The sequence below is a fragment of the Sphingobium sp. 15-1 genome (assembly GCF_013375535.1).
Classification (GTDB): Bacteria; Pseudomonadota; Alphaproteobacteria; order Sphingomonadales; family Sphingomonadaceae; genus Sphingobium; species Sphingobium aromaticivastans.
This window is the reverse complement of record NZ_JABXJG010000002.1, coordinates 1,312,922-1,331,897: the sequence shown is the minus strand read 5'-3', so window position 1 is coordinate 1,331,897 and position 18,976 is coordinate 1,312,922. Positions and strand designations below refer to the sequence as shown.

The window sequence follows — 18,976 nt, the reverse complement described above, 5'->3', positions numbered from 1 at the left end:
CTCCGACATATCAGCGTCTGTGAGGCTTTCATGGCTGGCAATGCAACATCCCACGACATCGAACGCCCCGGCCCGCTGGCGGATATTCGCGTCCTCGATCTGACCCGGGTGATAGCCGGTCCGCTGGCGACCCAGATCATCGGCGATCTTGGCGCGGACATAGTGAAAATCGAAAGGCCCAATGGCGGCGACGATTCCCGCCATATCGGCCCGCCATGGATGCCCGGCGGGGCAGAGGCGAAACTGAAGGATTCGACTTACTATCATTCGGTCAATCGCAACAAACGGTCCATGACCGTGGATTTTTCCAATCCCAGATGGTGCGAAATCCTGCGGGAAATGGCAAAGCGTTGCGACGTGTTTGTCGAAAATTTCCGGCCGGGAACCCTGCGCAAATATGGGTTGGACTATGAGAATCTGAAGCAGCTCAATCCCGGGTTGATTTATTGTTCCCTGTCAGGCTTCGGCCAGGATGGTCCCTATTCTTCCCGATCGGGCTATGACTATCTCGCGCAAGGCATGAGCGGACTAATGACCGTGACCGGGCATCCGGAGGACATGCCGGGCGGCGGCCCCATGCGTGTCGGCATCCCGCTGGTCGACATCCTCTCCGGCATGAACGCGGCGACCGCGATCATCGCTGCGATCCGGCACAGGGACCGGACGGGTGAAGGGCAGCATATCGACATATCCCTCTTCGAATCCGCCATCGCGAGCATGTTGAACCCAACATCGGCCTGGTTGAACAGCCAGCATTCGATCGGGCTGACATCCAACGATCATCCAAGCGCAGCGCCTTATGGGATATTCGAGGTGGACGATGGCCATCTTATCATCGCCACTTTCAGCGACCGCGAATTTGTCCGCCTTGCAAAAGCTCTGGGGCATGAGGAATGGATAGAGGACCCCCGTTTCGCACAGAACGAGGCGCGGGTAGCCAATCGCGAAACGCTCAAGCAGTTTGTGACACAAGCCCTCCGAGGACGGACGCGCGCCGAATGGACCGATCTTCTCAATGCAGCGACCGTGTCATGCGGGCCGATAAACAAGATGGAAGATCTGGAACTGGACCCGCAGGTCATTGCCCGGGAAATCCTTGTTTCCATGGACCGCGACGCCGGAATACCGGTCAGGACGATCGCCAGCCCGCTGCGCTTTTCTTCATCTCCTGCATCCTATCGCCGGCCTCCGCCCGCACCGGGGGAGCACACCGCCGAAATATTGCATGAGTATTTTGACCTGACGGAAGAGGAAATAGCCTCGCTTTACGGCGCGTGCGATGCCGATAGTGCGGGGCGTGAGCACAATAGGTACAAGCAGGCGGAAACATGAACATCGAAGCCTTCCGGCGTTTCAGCATTCCATCAGCGCAGGAGCGGTTTACGGCGCGTGATGCCATGCTCTACGCCCTTGGACTTGGTTATGGCAGCGATCCGGAACGCTCGGAAGAGCTGGACTATGTCTATGAGGGCAGGCTGAAGGTCCATCCAGCCGTGGCGCTCGTGCTCGGGCGCTTCGAACAATGGACGAACACGCCCGAATTGGAAATCGACTGGCGTCGCATCCTGCATGCCGAACAGTCGCTGCGGGTTTTCCGCCCGATAAAGGCGGATATCGACATTCGGGCGGAATATAGCTTCACCGGGCTTCAGGATCGGGGGCCGGATCGCGGCGCCATGCTCCATATCACAAAGAATATATTTGCGCAGGGTGAACCGGACCCTGTCGCGACAGCCGTGATGTCCTGGCTTCTTGCTGGAGACGGCGGCTTTGGCGGCGATGAAACCGTGCCATCGCTGGCTGGCCCCGCCCTGCCCTCCACCGCGCCGGACGACCAGCTGGAACTGGCGGTGCCGAACCAGGCCGCCCTGCTCTATCGCCTTAACGGTGATTACAACCCGCTTCACGCCGACCCGGCGGCCGCACGGACAGTGGGTTTCGACCGGCCGATCCTGCACGGGCTTGCCACCTACGGCTATGCATGGCGGGCGCTGGCCCGCATGACGGCGGACGGAGACGCCAACCGGATTGAATTTTTCACCGCGCGCTTCAGCAAGCCCTTCTATCCTGGCGAGACGCTGAGGACGGAAATATGGCGGCAGGGGCGAGATGTCCGGTTCCGCTGCAAATCCGTCGAACGCGATATCATCGTGCTGGACCGTGGGACGGCACGTCTGGCTGCTGGACCTTCGCCAGATATGTGATGTCCGGTCCCGTCCTTCGCGTTGCGATGCAGAGTCAGTTATGAACCCCTAAAGGATATGACGAGAGGAAGATCATGCTGCGACCGCACCTAGTCTCTGGCATCTGCTCGCCCGGATGGGAGGCGATACGAGACGCCTTCATGCGAAATTTCACGGACAAGGGCGAAATCGGCGCCAGTCTGTGCATCCATCATCAGGGGCGCGCCGTTGTCGATCTTTGGGGCGGCAATGCGAGCGAAACCAAGCCCTGGGAAGAAAATACCGTTTCGCTGGTCTTTTCCGCAACCAAGGGCGCGACTGCCCTCGCCGCGCATATGCTTGTCGAGCGCGGCGAACTCGATCTGCACAAGCCGATCAGTCATTACTGGCCCGAATTCGCTCAGGCCGGCAAGCAGGACGCCACCGTCCTGATGGCGCTCAACCACAGCGTGGGCCTGCCCGGCCTGCGCGAACCCGTGTCCCAATGGGCGTTCGAGGATTGGGATTTCATGGTCGATGCGCTGGCGCGGGAAGAACCCTTCTGGGAACCCGGCACGCGCAATGGATATCATCTGCTGACCTTCGGATGGACCGTGGGCGAACTGGTGCGCCGGGTTTCCGGCAAATCGCTGGGCGCCTTCTTCCGCGAGGAGCTTGCCGAACCCTATGCGCTGGATTTCGCCATCGGGCAGAAGGAAGGGGACGAGGATCGCGTGGCGCATATCCAACCGTTTGAACATCGCGACATGTCGAACGTCGTCGAATTCGAGCGGATGTGCCTTGAACAGCCTGAAAGCCTGCCGGCGCGCGCCATGATCAATTCGGGAGGCTACAGCCCTGTGCTGCGCGACGAGGAGACGGGGCGTTGCATCCCCGATACGCCCCGCGCCCGCAGGGCCGAACTGGGGGGAGCCGGCGGCGTGACCAATGCGCGCGGCCTTGCACGCCTCTACGCGCTGGTGGCACAGCCGGATGCCGGACCCTATTCCGCCGATCTCGTGTCGCGGATGGGACAGGTGTCGATGGCCACCCAGCGCGACGCCATCCTGCAAATCCCTACACGCTTTGCCCTGGGCTTCATGAAGTCGCTGGACAATCATCATCTGCCGCTCGGCCATATCCTGTCCGCTGTTCTGGGCGATCGCGCCTTCGGGCATGTCGGCGCGGGCGGCAGCATCGGTTTCGCCGATCCTGGCGCCGGCATGTCCTTTGGTTACACGATGAACAAAATGGGGCCGGGGATATGGCTGAATGAACGCGGCCAGTCGCTGGTCGACGCCGCCTATAAATGCCTGGGCTATCGGTCACGCGCTTCCGGCGTGTGGATAAGGTAAATCGGGACCAACGGAGAGATATCATGACAAACGACATGTCGCTGGAAAACCGGACCATCGTGGTCACTGGCGGCGCACAGGGAATCGGCCAGGCCGTTGCCAGGAAAGCCCTGTCCCTTGGCGCGAACGTCGCCGTCATCGACATGCGGCGCGAACCCATTGACGAGCTTGCGCAACAGCATCCCGACAGGCTCCTGGTCCAGACCGGCAGCGTTTCCGACGAAGCCTTCGTCCAGCAGGCCATGCAGGCGACCGTCGACCGGTTCGGGGCGATCGACGGGCTGGTCAACAATGCCGGCATCACGCGCCCGGCCATGTTGATGAAGATGGACCGCCAGCAATGGGACGACGTCATAGACGTCAACCTGACCGGCTGTTTCGTCTGCCTTCAGGCCGCCGCCACGCACATGGTCCAGCGTTTCAAGGAAAACGGCATCGGGGGCGCCATCGTGAACATCAGCTCCGACGCGGGCAGGAAGGGGACGTTGGGCCAGGTCAATTACGGCGCCGCCAAGTCCGGCGTCCTTGGCCTGACGATGAGCGCCGCGCGCGAACTCGCCCGCTATCAAGTGCGGGTGAACAGCATATTGTTCGGAGTCGTCGCCACCGAGATGACGACGACTCTGCGCACGGAGGAACGCTTCCGGGAGCGTTATCTTGAGGAAATCCCGCTGGGCCATTTCCTGGAACCGGATGTGGCGGCGCGCTCCATCGCTTTCCTGCTGTCGGACGCCTCGGCCTATATAACGGGACAGCATCTGTCCGTGAATGGCGGATGGGTGATCGGCGTATGAGCGAGCCGCAACAACAGGCGCCGATCGCCTATTATTTTCAGCAACTGGCCGCCGGCCACTTCATGATCCAGAGGTCCAGATCATCGGGGCAATATGTCTTTTATCCGCGCCTGTTCGCGCCGGGCAGCGGCGACATGGATCTGGAATGGGTGGAAGCGTCCGGCAAGGGGACGATCTATTCCAGCACGACCATTCCAAAACGCCCGCCGGAGGCCGACGAGACCCTGTCCATCATCGAACTGGAAGAGGGACCGCGCCTGCTGAGCCGGGTCATGGATGCGCCTGCGCATGAAAGCTGTATAGGCGACCCGGTAACCGCATTTATCGGAGAGGAGGATGGAAAGCCGATCCTGCTGTTCCGCCGGGAGAAACAGGCATGAGCGACGCTTTCCCAAGAGGCCGAACCGCCATTGTCGGCGCCGCGACCTATGGCATCGGCGAAATGCCGGGCTATGAAGCCATCGATCTCGCCGCGATGGCCAGCCGGCTCGCCATCGAGGATGCGGGCCTCAAGCTCAGCGATGTCGATGCGGTGTTCACCGGACTGCCGCAGGATTTCAATTCCGGCCTGACGATCGCGGAATATCTGGGCATCCAGACCAAGATGACCGAAAACAACCGGACCGGCGGCTCCGCCTTCCTGACGCATGTCGCACATGCGGCCCTGGCGCTCGACGCCGGCGCCTGCGACGTCGCCCTGATCGCTTATGGAAGCAACCAGCGGACCATGTCCAGCGGCCTCGTCAGTGCATTCGGTCCGTCGCCTGTCGAAGCGCCCTACAAACCGCGACTGCCTGTCATGGCCTATGGGCTCGCGGCGGCGCGCCACATGCATGTCTATGGCACGACGCCCGAGCAATTGGCGTCGGTGGCGGTCTCTGCGCGCCAATGGGCCAATCTCAACCCGGATGCCTTTCGCCAGGGCCCGCTCTCGATCGAAGACTGTCTTGCCAGTCGATATGTCGCCACCCCGTTACGGGTCTCGGACTGTTGCTTGGTCACCGACGGCGCCGCCGCGATCGTCATGACGCGGGCCGATCGCGCTGCCCATCTCCGCAAGGCTCCCGTCCATGTGCTGGGAACGGCGGCGGCGGTGACGCATCGCGAAATAGCGCAGATGCCCGACCTTACCGTTACCGGGGCCGCGCAGTCGGGCCCCCGCGCCCTTGCACAGGCCCGGCTGACGCCAGCCGATGTCGATGTGGTGCAACTCTACGACGCCTTCACGATCAACACGATCTTGTTCCTGGAGGATCTGGGCTTCTGCCCCAAGGGCGAAGGCGGCCGATTTGTAGCGAGCGGCGCCATCGCACCGGGAGGGTCGTTACCCGTCAACACCAATGGCGGAGGACTTTCCTGCGTTCATCCGGGAATGTACGGCCTGTTTACGCTGGTCGAGGCCACGATGCAGCTGCGCCGCGAAGCCGGCGAACGCCAGCAGGACAGAAGCGAGATCGCCCTGTGCCATGGCAATGGCGGCGTGCTGTCCAGCCAGGTCACGACGATCCTGGGCACAGCGAACGCCCTTTGACGCATTCCGGGGCGGGCTGAAACGGCCGGTCCCGGAAGATCGAAAACATATAACAATCGGAGTGGGTCGGAACCCGCCGATAGAAGCTGAAAAGGAGAGGCGGACATGATCTTGCGGGTCTATCGCATGACCGTTGCTGATGGACGGGAGGTGGAGGTACGTGACGTGCTGAAGCGGTTGGTGGACGTCGTGCGCGACCTGCCGGGATGCGCCGGCGCAGAGGCCATGGGCGATATCGACGATCCCCGGTCCGTGTTGTTCATCGAACGGTGGGCCGATCGAGCCGCCCATGAAGCCGCATCCGCGCAAATGCCCCGCGATGCCCTCAAGGCCCTTGTCGCCTGCCTCGACACGCCGCCGGCCGCAGGCTGGTTTCAGGCCATCAACGGATGAACGCAATGACGGCAAGGCATCACATCCTTGCTGGCTGTGTCACGACCAACACTTTCCGTTGACTTGGCCTTTGGCAGTCGATCCTTTCAGGGCGAAGGAATATAAAGATGGAAACTTTCGATTACATCATTGTCGGCGCCGGTTCGGCGGGTTGTGTGCTTGCGGATCGTCTGTCGGCAGACGGCCGGTCGACCGTGCTTCTGCTCGAAGCAGGCGGCGACGACAGGCCTTTTCGGGACCTCGCAACCTTCCGCAACAAACTGATGCTCCACATTCCGGTAGGCTTTGCGCGGGCGATGCTCGATCCGGCCGTGAACTGGATGTACATGACCGAACCCGATCCAGAGACGAAAGGCCGGTCGCATTTCTGGCCCAGGGGCAAGGTTCTGGGGGGGTCCTCCTCCATCAACGGATTGCTCTATGTGCGTGGGCAGGCCGAGGATTACGATGTCTGGCGCCAATTGGGATGCGAAGGATGGGGATGGTCCGACGTGCTGCCCTATTTCCGCCGGTCGCAGGACCAGGAGCGGGGCGAGTCCGATCTGCATGGCGTGGGCGGGCCGCTGACCGTCAGCGACATCCGCGCCGACAATCCCACCTCTGACGCGGTGATGGAGGCGTGCGTGCAGGCCGGCATGCCCATTTCCACGGACATCAACGGCTGGGACCAGCATGGCGTCAGCCCCTATCAGGCGACCACGCGCAAGGGGCGCCGCTGCTCTACCGCCGTTGCCTATCTGCACCCGGCAATGCGCCGCTCCAATCTGAAGGTCGTGACGTCGGCCCTGGCCAGCCGCATAGTTTTCAAGGGCAAGCGCGCCACAGGCATCGATTATCGCAAGGGGAACGTAACGCACCGCGTCCACGCCGGGCGGGAGGTCATTCTGTGCGGCGGCGCGATCAATTCCCCGCAACTGCTCGAACTGTCGGGCGTAGGAAACGCGGCACGGTTGCGCGAGCTCGATATTTCGGTTGTCGCCGACCTTCCCGGGGTGGGTGAAAATCTTCAGGACCATTTCGTGGTTGCATCCCGCTATCGATTGAAAAACAGTACTTATTCATTCAACAGATCCGCGCATGGCGCCCGGTTTTTCTGGGAAGTGGGCAAGTATCTGGTTTCCCGGCGGGGCCTGCTGTCCCACGTCCCATCCCATGTCGCCGCCTTCTGCAAGTCCAGCCCCGACCTCGACAGCCCGGACCTGCAATTTCATATCCATCCCGCCTCAACCGATTATGAAGCGATGGCCAAAACAGGCCGCATGACACTGGACAAGGTGCCCGGCCTGACATTCGGCGTTTGCCAGCTTCGCCCCGAAAGCCGGGGCTCGATCCACCTCAAATCGTCGGACCCGGCACAGCACCCGTCCATCCAACCCCACTATCTGACGAGCGAGACGGATCGCGCCGTGACTGTCGCTGGCCTGAAATGGACCCGGAAGATCGTGGAGCAGCCCGCGCTTGCCCCTCATATCGATCATGAAATCGTGCCCGGCCCCGCGGTAGCCAGCGATGAACAACTGCTGGATTATGCGCGAACGGCCGGAACGACCATCTTTCATCCCGTGGGAACCTGCAAGATGGGAAGGGACGATCTGGCCGTGGTCGATCCGCAATTGCGCGTCCGGGGTATCGATGGCCTTCGTGTCGTCGACGCGTCCGTCATGCCGCGACTCGTGTCGGGCAATACCAATGCGCCGGTCGTCATGATCGCGGAAAAGGCCGCCGACATCATTCTTGGCCGGACCGGCGTCGGCATACAGGCCGCATGATCGATCAGGGCGGCGTATGGCAGGACAAGGAAATATGAAGATGGATTCCGACACAGCCGAAGCGGCGACGAATTTTCTACCAAGGCCCGCCGATCTGCCGGATCATGCCGCCTATAGCGGCGCCGCCGAACCACCGCTTTCCCCTGATCTGCATCACGACCTCGCCGCCATGCGGACATTGCCCGACATTGCCCGGCATCATGCGAAACAGCGGCGTGACAAGGAAGCGCTGCTGTTCGAGGGGCGAACGCAAAGCTACGGGGAATTCGACCTTTCCACCAACCGCGTCGCGAACGCCCTGCTGGCCCATGGCCTCGGCAAGGGGGACCGCATCGCCTATGTCGGCAAGAACAGCGACCTCTATTTCGAATTGATGTTCGGGGCGGCCAAGGCCGGCGTCGTTCTGGTTTCCATCAACTGGCGCCTGGCCAGCGAGGAAATCCGCTTCATCATCGAGGATTCGGGATCGCTGCTGGTGTTTTCGGGGCCGGAAACGCTCTCCACAGTGCTGGAGGCGACGGGGGATCGCCAGCTCATAGCCATGGAACGGGCCGATGGCGGGCATCCCGCCTTCCCGGCATGGCGCGATGCCGCAGACGATTCCGATCCCGACATGGTCATCGGGCCGGATGACGTCTTCCTTCAACTCTACACATCCGGAACGACCGGCTTTCCCAAGGGCGTGCTCATCACCCATGAAAATGTCCTAGGCATCCGGCGCGCGCAGATCCTGTCCGGACGGCCATGGTTCGACTGGACTGCGGATGACGTCTGCCTGGTGGCGACGCCAGTGGGGCATATCGGCGGTTCGGGCTGGGGCATCATCGGCCTTTATGCGGGCGCGAAAAATGTGATCGCGCGCGAATTTTCGCCCGACGCCATATTGAGCCAGATGGAACAGCATGTCGTTTCCAAGATTTTCCTTGTCCCATCGGCCATGCAGATCATCATTCGCGATCCACGGATAAAGAAGGTCGATTTTTCCCGCCTGCGTTACATTCTCTATTCCTCCTCGCCCATTCCGCTCGACCTGCTGCGCGAAAGCATGGACGCTTTTGGATGCGGCTTCATCCAGTCCTACGGCCTGACGGAAACCGCCGGCGGCGTGACCCATCTGCCGCCCAATGACCATGATCCGTCCGGCAATCGCAAGATGCGGTCGGCTGGCATTCCCATGCCCGGCGCGGAAATCGCCATCATAGGCGAAGACGGCCAATTCCTTCCGTTTGACGAGGTTGGTGAAATCGTCTGTCGCGGCAGCTTCGCGACGCAGGGCTATTGGAACCGTCCGGACGCCACTGCCGACCTGTTCGTCGGCAATGGCTGGCTGCGGACTGGCGACGCCGGCTATCTCGACACGGACGGCTATCTGTACCTGCATGACCGGATCAAGGACATGATCGTATCCGGAGGAGAAAATATCTACCCGGCCGAGGTTGAAAACGCCGTCTACGGCCATCCCGACGTGGCCGAAGTGGCCGTGATCGGCATCCCGGACGATAAATGGGGAGAGACAGTCAAAGCCGTTGTCGTTGCGCGTCCCGGCAGCAGTCCGACAGCCGAAGGCATCATTGCCTATGCGCGTGAGAAAATCGCGAAATTCAAATGCCCCCGATCGGTCGATTTCGTCGATGAAATCCCCAAAAACCCATCCGGCAAGATCCTGCGCCGGAAAATAAGGGAGCCCTATTGGGAAGGTGCGGCAAGACGTATAAACTGAACTGACCCATAATATTTCCAAGCCTGTCGAAATTTGGGGCGGAGAATGATGTTTCATTCTCCGCCCCATTCGCTGTCGCCTTTGTCATCCTGCCAACCGTCAGACTGCGCCTTGGGAATGTGCTTTTCGACGCATCGTCGGGCCTGCCCGCCCATGCATCAAATATGTGATGGATGAAAAGCGCTTGCTCCATGCGCCACAGCCAAAAATCCCCGGATTTCCGTCATTCGGTTGCTTTTTCACAACAGATTCCGAATCCTACATGCGTATTTTACAACGATATCTTCTGTTCCTTCGCTGATTTTGGGCGTATGATCATGATCAGAACGTTGGCGGATGCCACAGAAGCGCGCCGCAGTTCGCGAGAGGATGACCAAGTGAAGCTGGATAGTCTCGATCAGGCGATCGTTCAGACATTGGTGGCTGAGCCGCGCATTCCCAACGCGGCCATTGCTCGACGCGTCGGACTGTCAGAGTCTGCGGTGGCAGCGCGAATCAACAGGCTAACGGCCGAAAACACCCTGCGACTGACTGTCGAGCGTGATGCCCGGGCTGAAGGGTTTCAGATTCAGGCGTTTGCGCGCGTGGAAACGGACATCGAAGAAGTAGATGCTGCTGCCGAGGCAATATGCCGGTTACCAGAGATTGATATCGTGTTCGGTTCCGTGACGCCCGGTGTCCTGACCCTGATCTTTTTTGCGCGCGACGTAGATGATTTCCACGCAATCGTGCGCCGGGTGGAGGAGTCCAGTCCGCATATCTGTTTCGTTTCTGCCCAGATCGCGGGCGACATCTATAAATATTCGACGACCTACGGGCTATTGTCATGATCGACGATCGGTTGAACCAACGCATCGTCGCCTGTCTGCGTCGCAACGGGCGTGCATCCAATAGCGAGATTGCGCGGGAAGTCGGCCTGTCCGAGGCTGCCGTCCGGCAACGGGTGAAAAGGCTGCTCGATGCGCGGGTGATCCGTTTTCGCGCCGTGGTGAACGCCGCGATGCTGGGCATCGAGGTGACATATCTCATCCGGGCCGCGATACGGCCGACAAGACTTGAGGCACTGGCCAGGCGGCTGCGCGTCCTACCCCCTGTCGCTTATATTTCGAAGACGACGGGTGAATATAATGCGCTCATCGCCATGGCGGCGCCTGACGAGGACTTCGCTGAATTGTTCATCGAATCCTGGTTCGCGAATAATCCCGATATCTTGCGATACGAATTTGATCGTGTTCGCAAAGTCTACAAATACGACCCGGATCGTTCCTTGATCACCGGGGTAGTTGACGATTTCCAATCCCTGGATCTTCCCGGCGATTTCTTCGTGAAATGGCGTGAGGACACAGTGATGGAAAAAATTGAAAACATTAATGATATGGAGAAGGCAAATGCGGTTCGGATTGATTTATGAGCAGCAACTTCCTCGCCCCTGGAGCGAGGATGACGAACGAAAGCTGTTCGAAAACTCGCTGGCTCAGGTTGAACTGGCAGACCGTCTCGGCTTCGACTACGCTTGGGCGAACGAACATCATTTCCTGGAGGAATATGCGCATTCTTCGGCGCCCGAAGTCTTCCTGGCCGCCGCTGCGCGCAACACCAAACGCATTCGACTGGGCCACGCGGTCGTTCTGACCCTGCCGGCCTACAACCATCCCGCCCGCGTCGCAGAGCGCAGCGCGACGCTCGATCTGATCTCCAACGGCCGCCTGGAACTGGGAACCGGGGAATCGGCATCCGCGATCGAGCTGGAAGGGTTCAACATCAAGCCGGACGACAAGCGCGAAGCCTGGCGCGAGGGCACGGCGGAAATGGCCAACATGATGGCCATGACCCCCTATCCGGGATATCAGGGTGAATTCTTCTCGATGCCGGCACGCAATGTCGTGCCGAAGCCCGTTCAGAAGCCGCATCCGCCGCTTTGGCTCGCCTGTTCGAACAAGGATTCCATCGTGCGTGCGGCCAAGATGGGCATGGGCGCCCTGACCTTCGCCTTCGTCAGTTACGAGGAAGCCAAGAAGTGGGTCGACCTCTATTATGAGACGATCAGGACGGAGTGCGTGCCGATCGGCCATACCGTCAACGCGAACATCGCGCTGGTTTCCGCCTTCTCGATCCACAAGGATCGCGAGGAAGCGGTGCGGCGCGGGCTCGACCATTTCCGCTTCTTTGGCTTTTCGAGCGGTCATTATTATATCTTCGGCGAACATAAGCCGGGCCGGTCGGACATTGCCGGCCGCTTCAACGAAGAACTGGAAAAACTGCCGAAGGATGCCGACACCTATGGCATCGGCACGCCCGAAGACCTGCGGGATCATGTCCGCAAGCTTCAGGAAATCGGCGTCGATCAGGTGATCTTCCTGCAACAGAGCGGCCGCCTTTCCAACGAGCATATCACGGAAAGCATGGAACTTTTCGCGCAGGACGTCATGCCGGAATTCGCGGCGGAGGCAGATGCGCGTGACGCGAAGAAACAGGCCGAACTCGCACCCTATATCGAGGCTGCGCTTGCCCGCAAGCAGGCCCGAGCGCCGATGGCGGACCATGAAATCCCGGTCACGAAGGCGTTCGGCAAGCGCTTCTATGAGGTGCAGGGCGAGCAGAAAAACGAAGAAGAGCAGATGGCGCTTTCTTCCCAGAGCCTGTTCGAAAAGGGCGGCGCCGCAGACAAATATGCGGAAGCCAACCCGCTCCATGCCCAAGATCGGCCGAAGGACAGAGCCGTAGGCTAAGGCCGCGAAGGATGGAGCGCCATCGTCCCGGCGCTCCATCCGGTTGGTCCACTCCCCACCAATCCGACACATATGGGATGCCTGCGCGACCAAGGTTGCGCATGGCGGATGTTAGTGATTGATGGCCCGGCACAGACTCAAAAACGCATAAGGAAGACTGCGATGTCAGCGCGACTGATGATCTATGGCGCGACCGGATATACGGGCAATCTGTTGAGTGAGCGATGCGCGGAACTGGGCATTCCCTTCGTGGTCGCCGGAAGAAACCGGAGCAAAGTCGACGCCGCCGCCGAACGCTTCGGGGTGAAGGGCGTCAACTTTTCCCTCGATAGTTGGGAGGCCGTGCATCAGGCTCTGGTCGATGTCGACGTTGTGATCCACGCCGCGGGTCCCTTCAGCAAGACCGCTTTGCAGATGCTGGACGGCTGCATTTCGACCAAAACCCACTATCTCGACATCACCGGCGAATTCGGCGTTTATGCCCTGGCCGAATCGATGTCCGCCCGGGCGGAAGCCGCCGGCGTGATGCTGATGCCCGGCGTCGGGTGGGATGTCATTCCCAGCGATTGCCTGGGCCTGCACACGTCGCGCCGCGTCGAACAGCCAGTCCACATGCGCATAGCCCTGAAGCATTTCGGCGGCGTTTCGCGCGGTTCGGCGATCAGCGCTGGCGAGATCGCCCAACTGGGACCGCTCGCGCGGCGCCACGGCGAGATCGTGAAACTGCATGAAGCGCCCGCTCCGATCGCCGTGGATTTCGGCGATGGCCCGGAAACATGCATACCCATGCCGATGGGCGATCTCATCACCGGATACAAGTCCACAGGCATCGCGAACATTACCGAATATTTCCAGTTTGAACTGGGCGCGATCCAAGATCATATCGACCCGGCTGACCTACCCGAAGGTCCTTCCCTGGAAGAAAGGGATGCCGGACGCTCCAAGGTGCAGATCGAAGTCACGGGCGCCGATGGCCAGGTGGCGCGTTCGCTGATCGATACGCTATCGGGATATACCTATACGCAGCAATCGGGCGTAGAGGTGGCGCGACGGGTCTTGGCCGGGGATTTCCGTCCCGGCTGGCAGTCTCCCTCTTCGGCCTATGGCGTCGGCCTTGCCACCAGCATCGGCGACGCGCGCATCATCGACCTGAACTGACGCCTCATCCACCGCAATGATCCAAGAAAGCATCTCTCATGACTGAAGCCTATATCGTCAGCGTCGGCCGTACTGCGGGAGGCCGCCGGGGCGGCGCCCTGTCCGGATATCATCCGGCCGATCTGTCCGCGACCGTGCTCGACGCGCTGGTGGATCGTTCCGGCATCGATCCGGCCGCCGTCGAGGATGTGATCATGGGATGCGTGGGTCAGGTCGGCGAACAATCGACCAATGTGGCCCGAAACGCCGTACTCGCATCCCGCCTGCCGGAATCGGTGCCGGGCGTCAGCATCGACCGCCAGTGCGGATCGTCACAGCAGGCGCTGCATTTCGCCGCAGCTACCGTCATGTCTGGCCAGATGGACGTCGTCATCGCGGCAGGCGTGGAATCGATGACCCGCGTGCCCATGAGCCTGTCGGTGAAGCTTCCCGCCGAAAACGGGTTCGGCAAACCCAAGAGCCCCCGGATGGAGGAACGCTATCCCGGCATCGTCTTCTCCCAGTTTAAGGGCGCGGAAATGATCGCGCGAAAGCATGGCTTCACTCGCGACGACCTCGACCGGTTCGGCTATGAAAGTCACTTGAAGGCCATTGCGGCCACCAATGAGCGCCGGTTCGACAGCGAAATCGTGCCCGTGACGATTCAGGTCGATGGCGCCACCAAAGAACATATTGTCGATGAAGGGATCCGATTCGACGCCAATCTCGACAGCATTGGGTCGGTCAAGCTGATCGAGGAAGGCGGCATGGTATCGCCCGCGACATCCAGCCAGATTTGCGACGGTGCTTCGGGCGTCATGATCGCCAGCGCGCGGGCGGTCCGCGATCATGGCCTGACACCGCTGGCGCGCGTCCATCATATGACCCTGGTCGGCGAAGACCCCGTCATCATGCTCGAAGCGCCCATCGGCGCGACGCGCAAGGCGCTGGATCGGACCGACCTGAAAATCGACGACATCGACCTATTCGAGGTCAATGAAGCCTTTGCGCCGATCCCCCTCGCCTGGCTGAAGGCGACCGGCGCCGATCCGGGCCGCCTGAACGTCAATGGCGGCGCCATCGCGCTCGGCCATCCGCTGGGCGCATCCGGGACCAAGTTGATGAGCACGCTCGTTTGCGCCCTACGCGCCCGTGGTAAACGATATGGCCTGCAAACGATGTGCGAAGGCGGCGGCCTGGCCAATCTGACGATTGTCGAAGCGCTTTGATCAAGATCAGGAACAGGAGTTATCCATGGAATTGAAGGGTTGTTCAGCGGTCATCACCGGGGGCGCTTCGGGGCTGGGAGCCGCAACTGGAGCCGCCTTGAGCGCCCAAGGCGTCAAGGTCGCGATTTTTGACCTGAACGAGGAACTGGGCGAACAGCTTGCGGCGCGGATCGGTGGCATCTTCTGCCGCGTCGACGTCACCGACGATGAAAGCGTCGATGCCGGCTTCGCCAAGGCCCGGGCCGCGCACGGCCAGGAACGCATCCTGATCGCCTGCGCCGGGCGCGGCAATGCCGGCAAGACGGCGAGCCGGGATCGTGAAACGGGCGAGATCAAGATCTTCAGGTCGGAAGATTTCAATCAGATCCTCCAGATCAACCTGGTCGGATCCTTCCGCTGCATCGCCCGCGCAGCAGCCGGGATGATGACGCTGCCGCCGCTCGACGGCGGCGAACGCGGCGTCATCATCAACACGGCCTCCGTCGCCGCTGAGGATGGCCAGATGGGTCAGGTCGCCTATTCCGCCTCCAAGGCCGGAATCGTCGGCATGACGCTGCCCATCGCGCGCGACCTGATGTCGGAGGGCATTCGCGTCAACACCATCCTGCCCGGCATCTTCGACACGCCCCTGCTCGCCAGGGCGCCCGAAAAGGTGCGGGCCGCGCTGGGCGAAAGCGTCCCCTTCCCCAAGCGTCTCGGCGCACCGGAGGAATATGCGAGCCTGGCGGTGGAAATGTGCCGGAACAGCTATTTCAACGGTGAGGATGTCCGGTTGGATGGCGCCATCCGCATGGCCCCCCGCTGACCTGCTTTAAGACGATTTCGGCAGGCGGAATTGATCGCCGGTCAGGAAATCGCGTCAAGCAAATGAGTCGGAGCGGCGATCCCATGGCATGGGATCGCCGCTCCGGTGCCGCCGACCCTGAAGAGCGCCTTCATGACTGATACAGACCAGGACAGCGAAATTGCGGCCATGATCGGCGGAGCGATAGCCGGCTTCATTGAAGCCCGGCACTCGCCCGCACGGGTCAGGATGCTGCTGAAGGACCCGACCGGCTATGACCGGGCGGTCTGGACGCACATGGCCGAGGAGGGATGGCTGACCGCGCGCTTACCCGAAGGCAGCGGCGGCGTTGGCCTGTCCCTGACGACGACCGCCTCGATGGTGCGCGCTTTTGGCGGCGCGCTTTTGCCCGAGCCCCTGATCGCCTGCGCCTTCATGCCCTCCGCGATCCTGGCCTCTTGCGGGAGTGATGCGCTCTTGTCGGACCTGATGTCGGGCCAGCACCTCGCCACGCTGGCCTGGCAGGAAAGCATCGCCCAGACCGCTCCTGCGCCTCCCACCACCCGGCTGGAGTCCGCACAAGACGGTTATCGCCTGAACGGGCGGAAACTCAATGTCCCTCATGGCGCGACTTGCGACATATTGCTGGTGTCGGCCCTGCACGGCGACGGTGCGACAGCCATCGTCGCCGTGCAGGCCGGTGCGGCGGGCATCACCGTCACGCCGCACGACCATCGCGAAGGCGGACGGTTCGCGTCGCTGGACTTCGTCGATGTCGAGATCCCGGGCGATGCGCTGCTGCTCGTCGGCGAAGCGGCGGACAGGGCGCTCGATCAGGCGATAACGGAAGGCACGGTGCTGCTGTCGGCCTATCTTGCCGGCATGAGCGAGAAGATATTGGAGATCGCAACCGACTATGCCCGAACCCGGGAGCAATTCGGCCGGGTCATTGGCAGTTTTCAGGCCCTGCAACACAAGCTGGTCGACCTTGCCATGCGGGTCAGGCTGACCACCGCCACCATCGATCATGCGACGCGCGCGCTTGATCGCGACCTGCCTTCGGCGGACGCGGCGGTCGCTGCGGCGAAGGCGAGCAGTGCAGGCACCGCATTTCTGGTCAGCCGGAAGGCCATTCAGATACTCGGCGCGATCGGTTACACGCAGGAAGCGGATGCAGGCCTTTACCTGACCGCCGCGATCGGGCTGACGCCTTGGCTTGGCGGCGAACGCCACCAGCGACGCCGCTTTGCGACCCTCGCACTCACAAAGGATGACTGAAAATGGCACGGGATTGGGCCGCGCTGCCTGACGATCTTTTCCGCGAGGAAATACGCGCCTGGCTTCAGCGGGGTTGTCCGCCGGCGATCCGCCGCCCTTTCGACCGAATCGTGGCGGAAGAGGCACGGGCCTGGCACCGGCTGCGGAATGCGCAGGGGCTCGCGGCGCCCGGCTGGCCCAAGGAATTTGGCGGTGCGGGGCTTTCGGTCGATCAACAGATTGCCCTTGCCGAGGAATATGAACGTCACCGGATTGCCCGATATTATGACATGGGCGTCACCATGCTGGGGCCCACGCTGATCCGCTATGGCACGAAGGAACAGCAGGATTTCTATCTGCCGCGCATTCTTTCCGCGGAACATGTCTGGTGCCAGGGCTATTCCGAACCCAATGCCGGTTCCGATCTGGCGAGCCTGCGGACCAGGGCGGTCCGGGACGGCGACGATTATATCGTCAACGGGCAAAAGATATGGACGTCCATCGCGCACCACGCGACCCATTGTTTCGCGCTCGTGCGCACCAGCGACGCGGGACGGAAGCAGGAAGGCATCACATTCCTGCTGATCGATCTGGCGACCCCCGGCATCCGCATCCGTCCTATCGAGACGCTGGTCGGTTATGCCGAATTTTGTGAACTATTCTTCGACGATGTACGCGTTCCGGTCGCCAATCGCGTCGGCGAGGAAGGCAAGGGCTGGACGATCGCCAAGTCGCTGCTAGGCTTCGAGCGGCTTTCGGTCGCAAGCCCTGCCCTGGCACGCCTCGCCTTCGCCTCGCTTCGCCGCCTCGCAACGACGCTCGGGCTTCAAGACGATCCGCATTATCATGATGTCGAAGCCGACGCCGCGCTGCGAATTCATGAACTGACTTGTCTGTTTCGCATTGCAACCGCGAATATGATTTCCGGCGCCCCGGTCGATGCCGATCTTTCGATCCTGAAGGTCACGGCGGCCGAGTTGTTACAATATTTGACCGCGCAGATCATTGAACTGGTCGATGAACGCGCCCTGGATGGCGTCATTGCAACTGCCGACGGCGCAATCGATGTGCGGCAGATGTTGATGATGTCCCTGCCCGCCAGCATCTTCGGGGGCACCAGTGAGGTTCAGCGCAACATTCTTGCCAAGCAATGGCTGGATTTGCCCGGCTGAACGTTTGTTGCGCGATGCGTCGAAAGGCGCACCGCCACAACAGTTCCCAGTTCAGTGCAGGTCGGACCGATGCGTTGCGGCCTTCAACTCTTCCTGCATGATCGCAAGAAACTCATCGCGCCTTTCAAGCAGAATATGTTCGGCCGCACCCAGGCCGATTACATAGGGAAGATCATTGGCCAGCGGCTCGGGATTACCCAGCTTCATCGCCAGCATGCCTGCGCCCGGCGTCACGAGGCTGTTCGTCATCGCATAGCCGCGTTTGCGCACCTCATCGATCCGCGCCAGCAATTCCGAATAGGCGACCGGCTCCTCCCCTTCGGCGCGTTCGGAATTGGAACGCGTCACGAAACCCTTGATGGTCTGGTCCGACAGGGAGGCAAGAAGAACATAGCCAGTGCCGGATCGCACCAGCTTGCGCAAGGAACCCTGGACGACGAACAGCCTGACAGCCTCGGTCGCCTGGATGACATGAACATATTGCGAATACAGGCCATTGCGCATCGCGAGCACGACGGCCTGGCCGGTCCGCTGGTTGATGCGCGACATCAACCGGGTCAGCCCGCCGTCTCCGACCAGTTCGCTGGATGCCCATTTGCCGAGAATGGCGGTTCGGCTGGACGTGATATATTTCCGGTTGCTGCTGTCAAATCGCAAATAGCCCATTTCGACCAGGCTGCGAAGCAGCATGGATGTGCTGGACTGAGGATATCCCAAAAGCTGCGAGATTTCCGTTACGCTTGCCTGCCGTTGCAGGATATCGAACAACTCCAGCACCTGAAGCGCACGACCGGCGGATTTGACGACTTTGTCCGAGAGCGCCGTCGCGCCCCCGGCGACCTGGCTTTCCGGCAACGCTGTAACGAGCGCATTTTGCTCCAGCATCTCATCTCTCCTATATTTTCACGCATCCTGCATCGTCAGTACGATGCGCGCAATCGAAC

At 61.2% G+C, this 18,976-nt stretch carries 18 protein-coding genes; 17 read left to right on the top strand and 1 reads right to left on the bottom strand.

Annotation, left to right across the window (positions count from 1 at the left end; genetic code table 11):
* Positions 1–30: 30 nt before the first annotated feature.
* From HUK72_RS22025 to HUK72_RS21945, 17 genes are all read left to right on the top strand, one after another.
* Complete coding sequence (locus HUK72_RS22025) at positions 31–1,332, top strand: CaiB/BaiF CoA-transferase family protein (RefSeq protein ID WP_176598664.1); 1,302 nt, start codon at positions 31–33, stop codon at positions 1,330–1,332.
* On the top strand, positions 1,329–2,204 hold the full coding sequence (locus HUK72_RS22020) for a MaoC/PaaZ C-terminal domain-containing protein (RefSeq protein ID WP_176590610.1): 876 nt from the start codon (positions 1,329–1,331) through the stop codon (positions 2,202–2,204). The genes HUK72_RS22025 and HUK72_RS22020 overlap by 4 nt, the downstream gene beginning before the upstream one ends.
* Before the next feature lie 140 nt (positions 2,205–2,344).
* The gene (locus HUK72_RS22015) at positions 2,345–3,517 is read left to right on the top strand and encodes a serine hydrolase domain-containing protein (protein ID WP_218036205.1); all 1,173 of its coding nucleotides are present in this window, start codon (positions 2,345–2,347) and stop codon (positions 3,515–3,517) included.
* A gap of 23 nt (positions 3,518–3,540) precedes the next feature.
* The gene (locus HUK72_RS22010) at positions 3,541–4,311 is read left to right on the top strand and encodes an SDR family NAD(P)-dependent oxidoreductase (RefSeq protein WP_176590608.1); all 771 of its coding nucleotides are present in this window, start codon (positions 3,541–3,543) and stop codon (positions 4,309–4,311) included.
* Complete coding sequence (locus tag HUK72_RS22005; RefSeq protein WP_176590607.1) at positions 4,308–4,691, top strand: Zn-ribbon domain-containing OB-fold protein; 384 nt, start codon at positions 4,308–4,310, stop codon at positions 4,689–4,691. Before HUK72_RS22010 ends, HUK72_RS22005 begins: the two co-directional genes overlap by 4 nt.
* Positions 4,688–5,842, top strand: coding sequence for a thiolase (locus HUK72_RS22000; RefSeq protein ID WP_176598663.1), 1,155 nt, complete (start codon positions 4,688–4,690; stop codon positions 5,840–5,842). The genes HUK72_RS22005 and HUK72_RS22000 overlap by 4 nt, the downstream gene beginning before the upstream one ends.
* Positions 5,843–5,947: 105 nt before the next feature.
* Complete coding sequence (locus tag HUK72_RS21995) at positions 5,948–6,235, top strand: putative quinol monooxygenase (protein WP_176598662.1); 288 nt, start codon at positions 5,948–5,950, stop codon at positions 6,233–6,235.
* Between the two features lie 107 nt (positions 6,236–6,342).
* Positions 6,343–8,004 carry a GMC family oxidoreductase gene (locus tag HUK72_RS21990; RefSeq protein ID WP_176598661.1) on the top strand — a complete coding sequence of 554 codons (1,662 nt, stop codon included), beginning with the start codon at positions 6,343–6,345 and terminating at the stop codon, positions 8,002–8,004.
* Between the two features lie 40 nt (positions 8,005–8,044).
* Complete coding sequence (locus HUK72_RS21985) at positions 8,045–9,724, top strand: fatty acid--CoA ligase (RefSeq protein WP_255325910.1); 1,680 nt, start codon at positions 8,045–8,047, stop codon at positions 9,722–9,724.
* A gap of 191 nt (positions 9,725–9,915) precedes the next feature.
* Positions 9,916–10,554: an Lrp/AsnC family transcriptional regulator gene (locus HUK72_RS21980; RefSeq protein ID WP_176598660.1), complete on the top strand. Its 639-nt coding sequence runs from the start codon at positions 9,916–9,918 to the stop codon at positions 10,552–10,554.
* Positions 10,551–11,135: an Lrp/AsnC family transcriptional regulator gene (locus tag HUK72_RS21975; RefSeq protein ID WP_176598659.1), complete on the top strand. Its 585-nt coding sequence runs from the start codon at positions 10,551–10,553 to the stop codon at positions 11,133–11,135. Before HUK72_RS21980 ends, HUK72_RS21975 begins: the two co-directional genes overlap by 4 nt.
* The gene (locus tag HUK72_RS21970; RefSeq protein ID WP_176590601.1) at positions 11,113–12,453 is read left to right on the top strand and encodes an LLM class flavin-dependent oxidoreductase; all 1,341 of its coding nucleotides are present in this window, start codon (positions 11,113–11,115) and stop codon (positions 12,451–12,453) included. The genes HUK72_RS21975 and HUK72_RS21970 overlap by 23 nt, the downstream gene beginning before the upstream one ends.
* Before the next feature lie 162 nt (positions 12,454–12,615).
* Complete coding sequence (locus tag HUK72_RS21965; protein ID WP_176590600.1) at positions 12,616–13,611, top strand: trans-acting enoyl reductase family protein; 996 nt, start codon at positions 12,616–12,618, stop codon at positions 13,609–13,611.
* Positions 13,612–13,649: 38 nt separating this feature from the next.
* Positions 13,650–14,819 (top strand): acetyl-CoA C-acetyltransferase, encoded by a 1,170-nt coding sequence (locus tag HUK72_RS21960; RefSeq protein WP_176598658.1) that lies wholly within the window; start codon positions 13,650–13,652, stop codon positions 14,817–14,819.
* 25 nt (positions 14,820–14,844) lie between these two features.
* Positions 14,845–15,624, top strand: a complete 780-nt coding sequence (locus HUK72_RS21955; protein WP_176598657.1) for an SDR family NAD(P)-dependent oxidoreductase — start codon at positions 14,845–14,847, stop codon at positions 15,622–15,624.
* A gap of 132 nt (positions 15,625–15,756) precedes the next feature.
* Entirely contained in the window at positions 15,757–16,881 is a 1,125-nt protein-coding gene (locus HUK72_RS21950) for an acyl-CoA dehydrogenase family protein (RefSeq protein WP_176598656.1), read from the top strand.
* A 2-nt stretch (positions 16,882–16,883) separates the two neighbouring features.
* Positions 16,884–18,032, top strand: a complete 1,149-nt coding sequence (locus HUK72_RS21945; RefSeq protein WP_176590596.1) for an acyl-CoA dehydrogenase family protein — start codon at positions 16,884–16,886, stop codon at positions 18,030–18,032.
* A gap of 51 nt (positions 18,033–18,083) precedes the next feature.
* On the opposite strand, the gene HUK72_RS21940 is transcribed toward HUK72_RS21945, so the two are convergent.
* Entirely contained in the window at positions 18,084–18,917 is an 834-nt protein-coding gene (locus HUK72_RS21940) for an IclR family transcriptional regulator (RefSeq protein ID WP_176598655.1), read from the bottom strand.
* Between the last annotated feature and the right edge of the window lie 59 nt (positions 18,918–18,976).

Coding starts and splice junctions, on each gene's coding strand:
- HUK72_RS22025 (WP_176598664.1), top strand. CDS start 31: ATGGCTGGCAATGCAACATCCCACGACATCGAACGCCCCGGCCCGCTG.
- HUK72_RS22020 (WP_176590610.1), top strand. CDS start 1,329: ATGAACATCGAAGCCTTCCGGCGTTTCAGCATTCCATCAGCGCAGGAG.
- HUK72_RS22015 (WP_218036205.1), top strand. CDS start 2,345: ATGCGAAATTTCACGGACAAGGGCGAAATCGGCGCCAGTCTGTGCATC.
- HUK72_RS22010 (WP_176590608.1), top strand. CDS start 3,541: ATGACAAACGACATGTCGCTGGAAAACCGGACCATCGTGGTCACTGGC.
- HUK72_RS22005 (WP_176590607.1), top strand. CDS start 4,308: ATGAGCGAGCCGCAACAACAGGCGCCGATCGCCTATTATTTTCAGCAA.
- HUK72_RS22000 (WP_176598663.1), top strand. CDS start 4,688: ATGAGCGACGCTTTCCCAAGAGGCCGAACCGCCATTGTCGGCGCCGCG.
- HUK72_RS21995 (WP_176598662.1), top strand. CDS start 5,948: ATGATCTTGCGGGTCTATCGCATGACCGTTGCTGATGGACGGGAGGTG.
- HUK72_RS21990 (WP_176598661.1), top strand. CDS start 6,343: ATGGAAACTTTCGATTACATCATTGTCGGCGCCGGTTCGGCGGGTTGT.
- HUK72_RS21985 (WP_255325910.1), top strand. CDS start 8,045: ATGGATTCCGACACAGCCGAAGCGGCGACGAATTTTCTACCAAGGCCC.
- HUK72_RS21980 (WP_176598660.1), top strand. CDS start 9,916: ATGCGCCACAGCCAAAAATCCCCGGATTTCCGTCATTCGGTTGCTTTT.
- HUK72_RS21975 (WP_176598659.1), top strand. CDS start 10,551: ATGATCGACGATCGGTTGAACCAACGCATCGTCGCCTGTCTGCGTCGC.
- HUK72_RS21970 (WP_176590601.1), top strand. CDS start 11,113: ATGCGGTTCGGATTGATTTATGAGCAGCAACTTCCTCGCCCCTGGAGC.
- HUK72_RS21965 (WP_176590600.1), top strand. CDS start 12,616: ATGTCAGCGCGACTGATGATCTATGGCGCGACCGGATATACGGGCAAT.
- HUK72_RS21960 (WP_176598658.1), top strand. CDS start 13,650: ATGACTGAAGCCTATATCGTCAGCGTCGGCCGTACTGCGGGAGGCCGC.
- HUK72_RS21955 (WP_176598657.1), top strand. CDS start 14,845: ATGGAATTGAAGGGTTGTTCAGCGGTCATCACCGGGGGCGCTTCGGGG.
- HUK72_RS21950 (WP_176598656.1), top strand. CDS start 15,757: ATGACTGATACAGACCAGGACAGCGAAATTGCGGCCATGATCGGCGGA.
- HUK72_RS21945 (WP_176590596.1), top strand. CDS start 16,884: ATGGCACGGGATTGGGCCGCGCTGCCTGACGATCTTTTCCGCGAGGAA.
- HUK72_RS21940 (WP_176598655.1), bottom strand. CDS start 18,917: ATGCTGGAGCAAAATGCGCTCGTTACAGCGTTGCCGGAAAGCCAGGTC.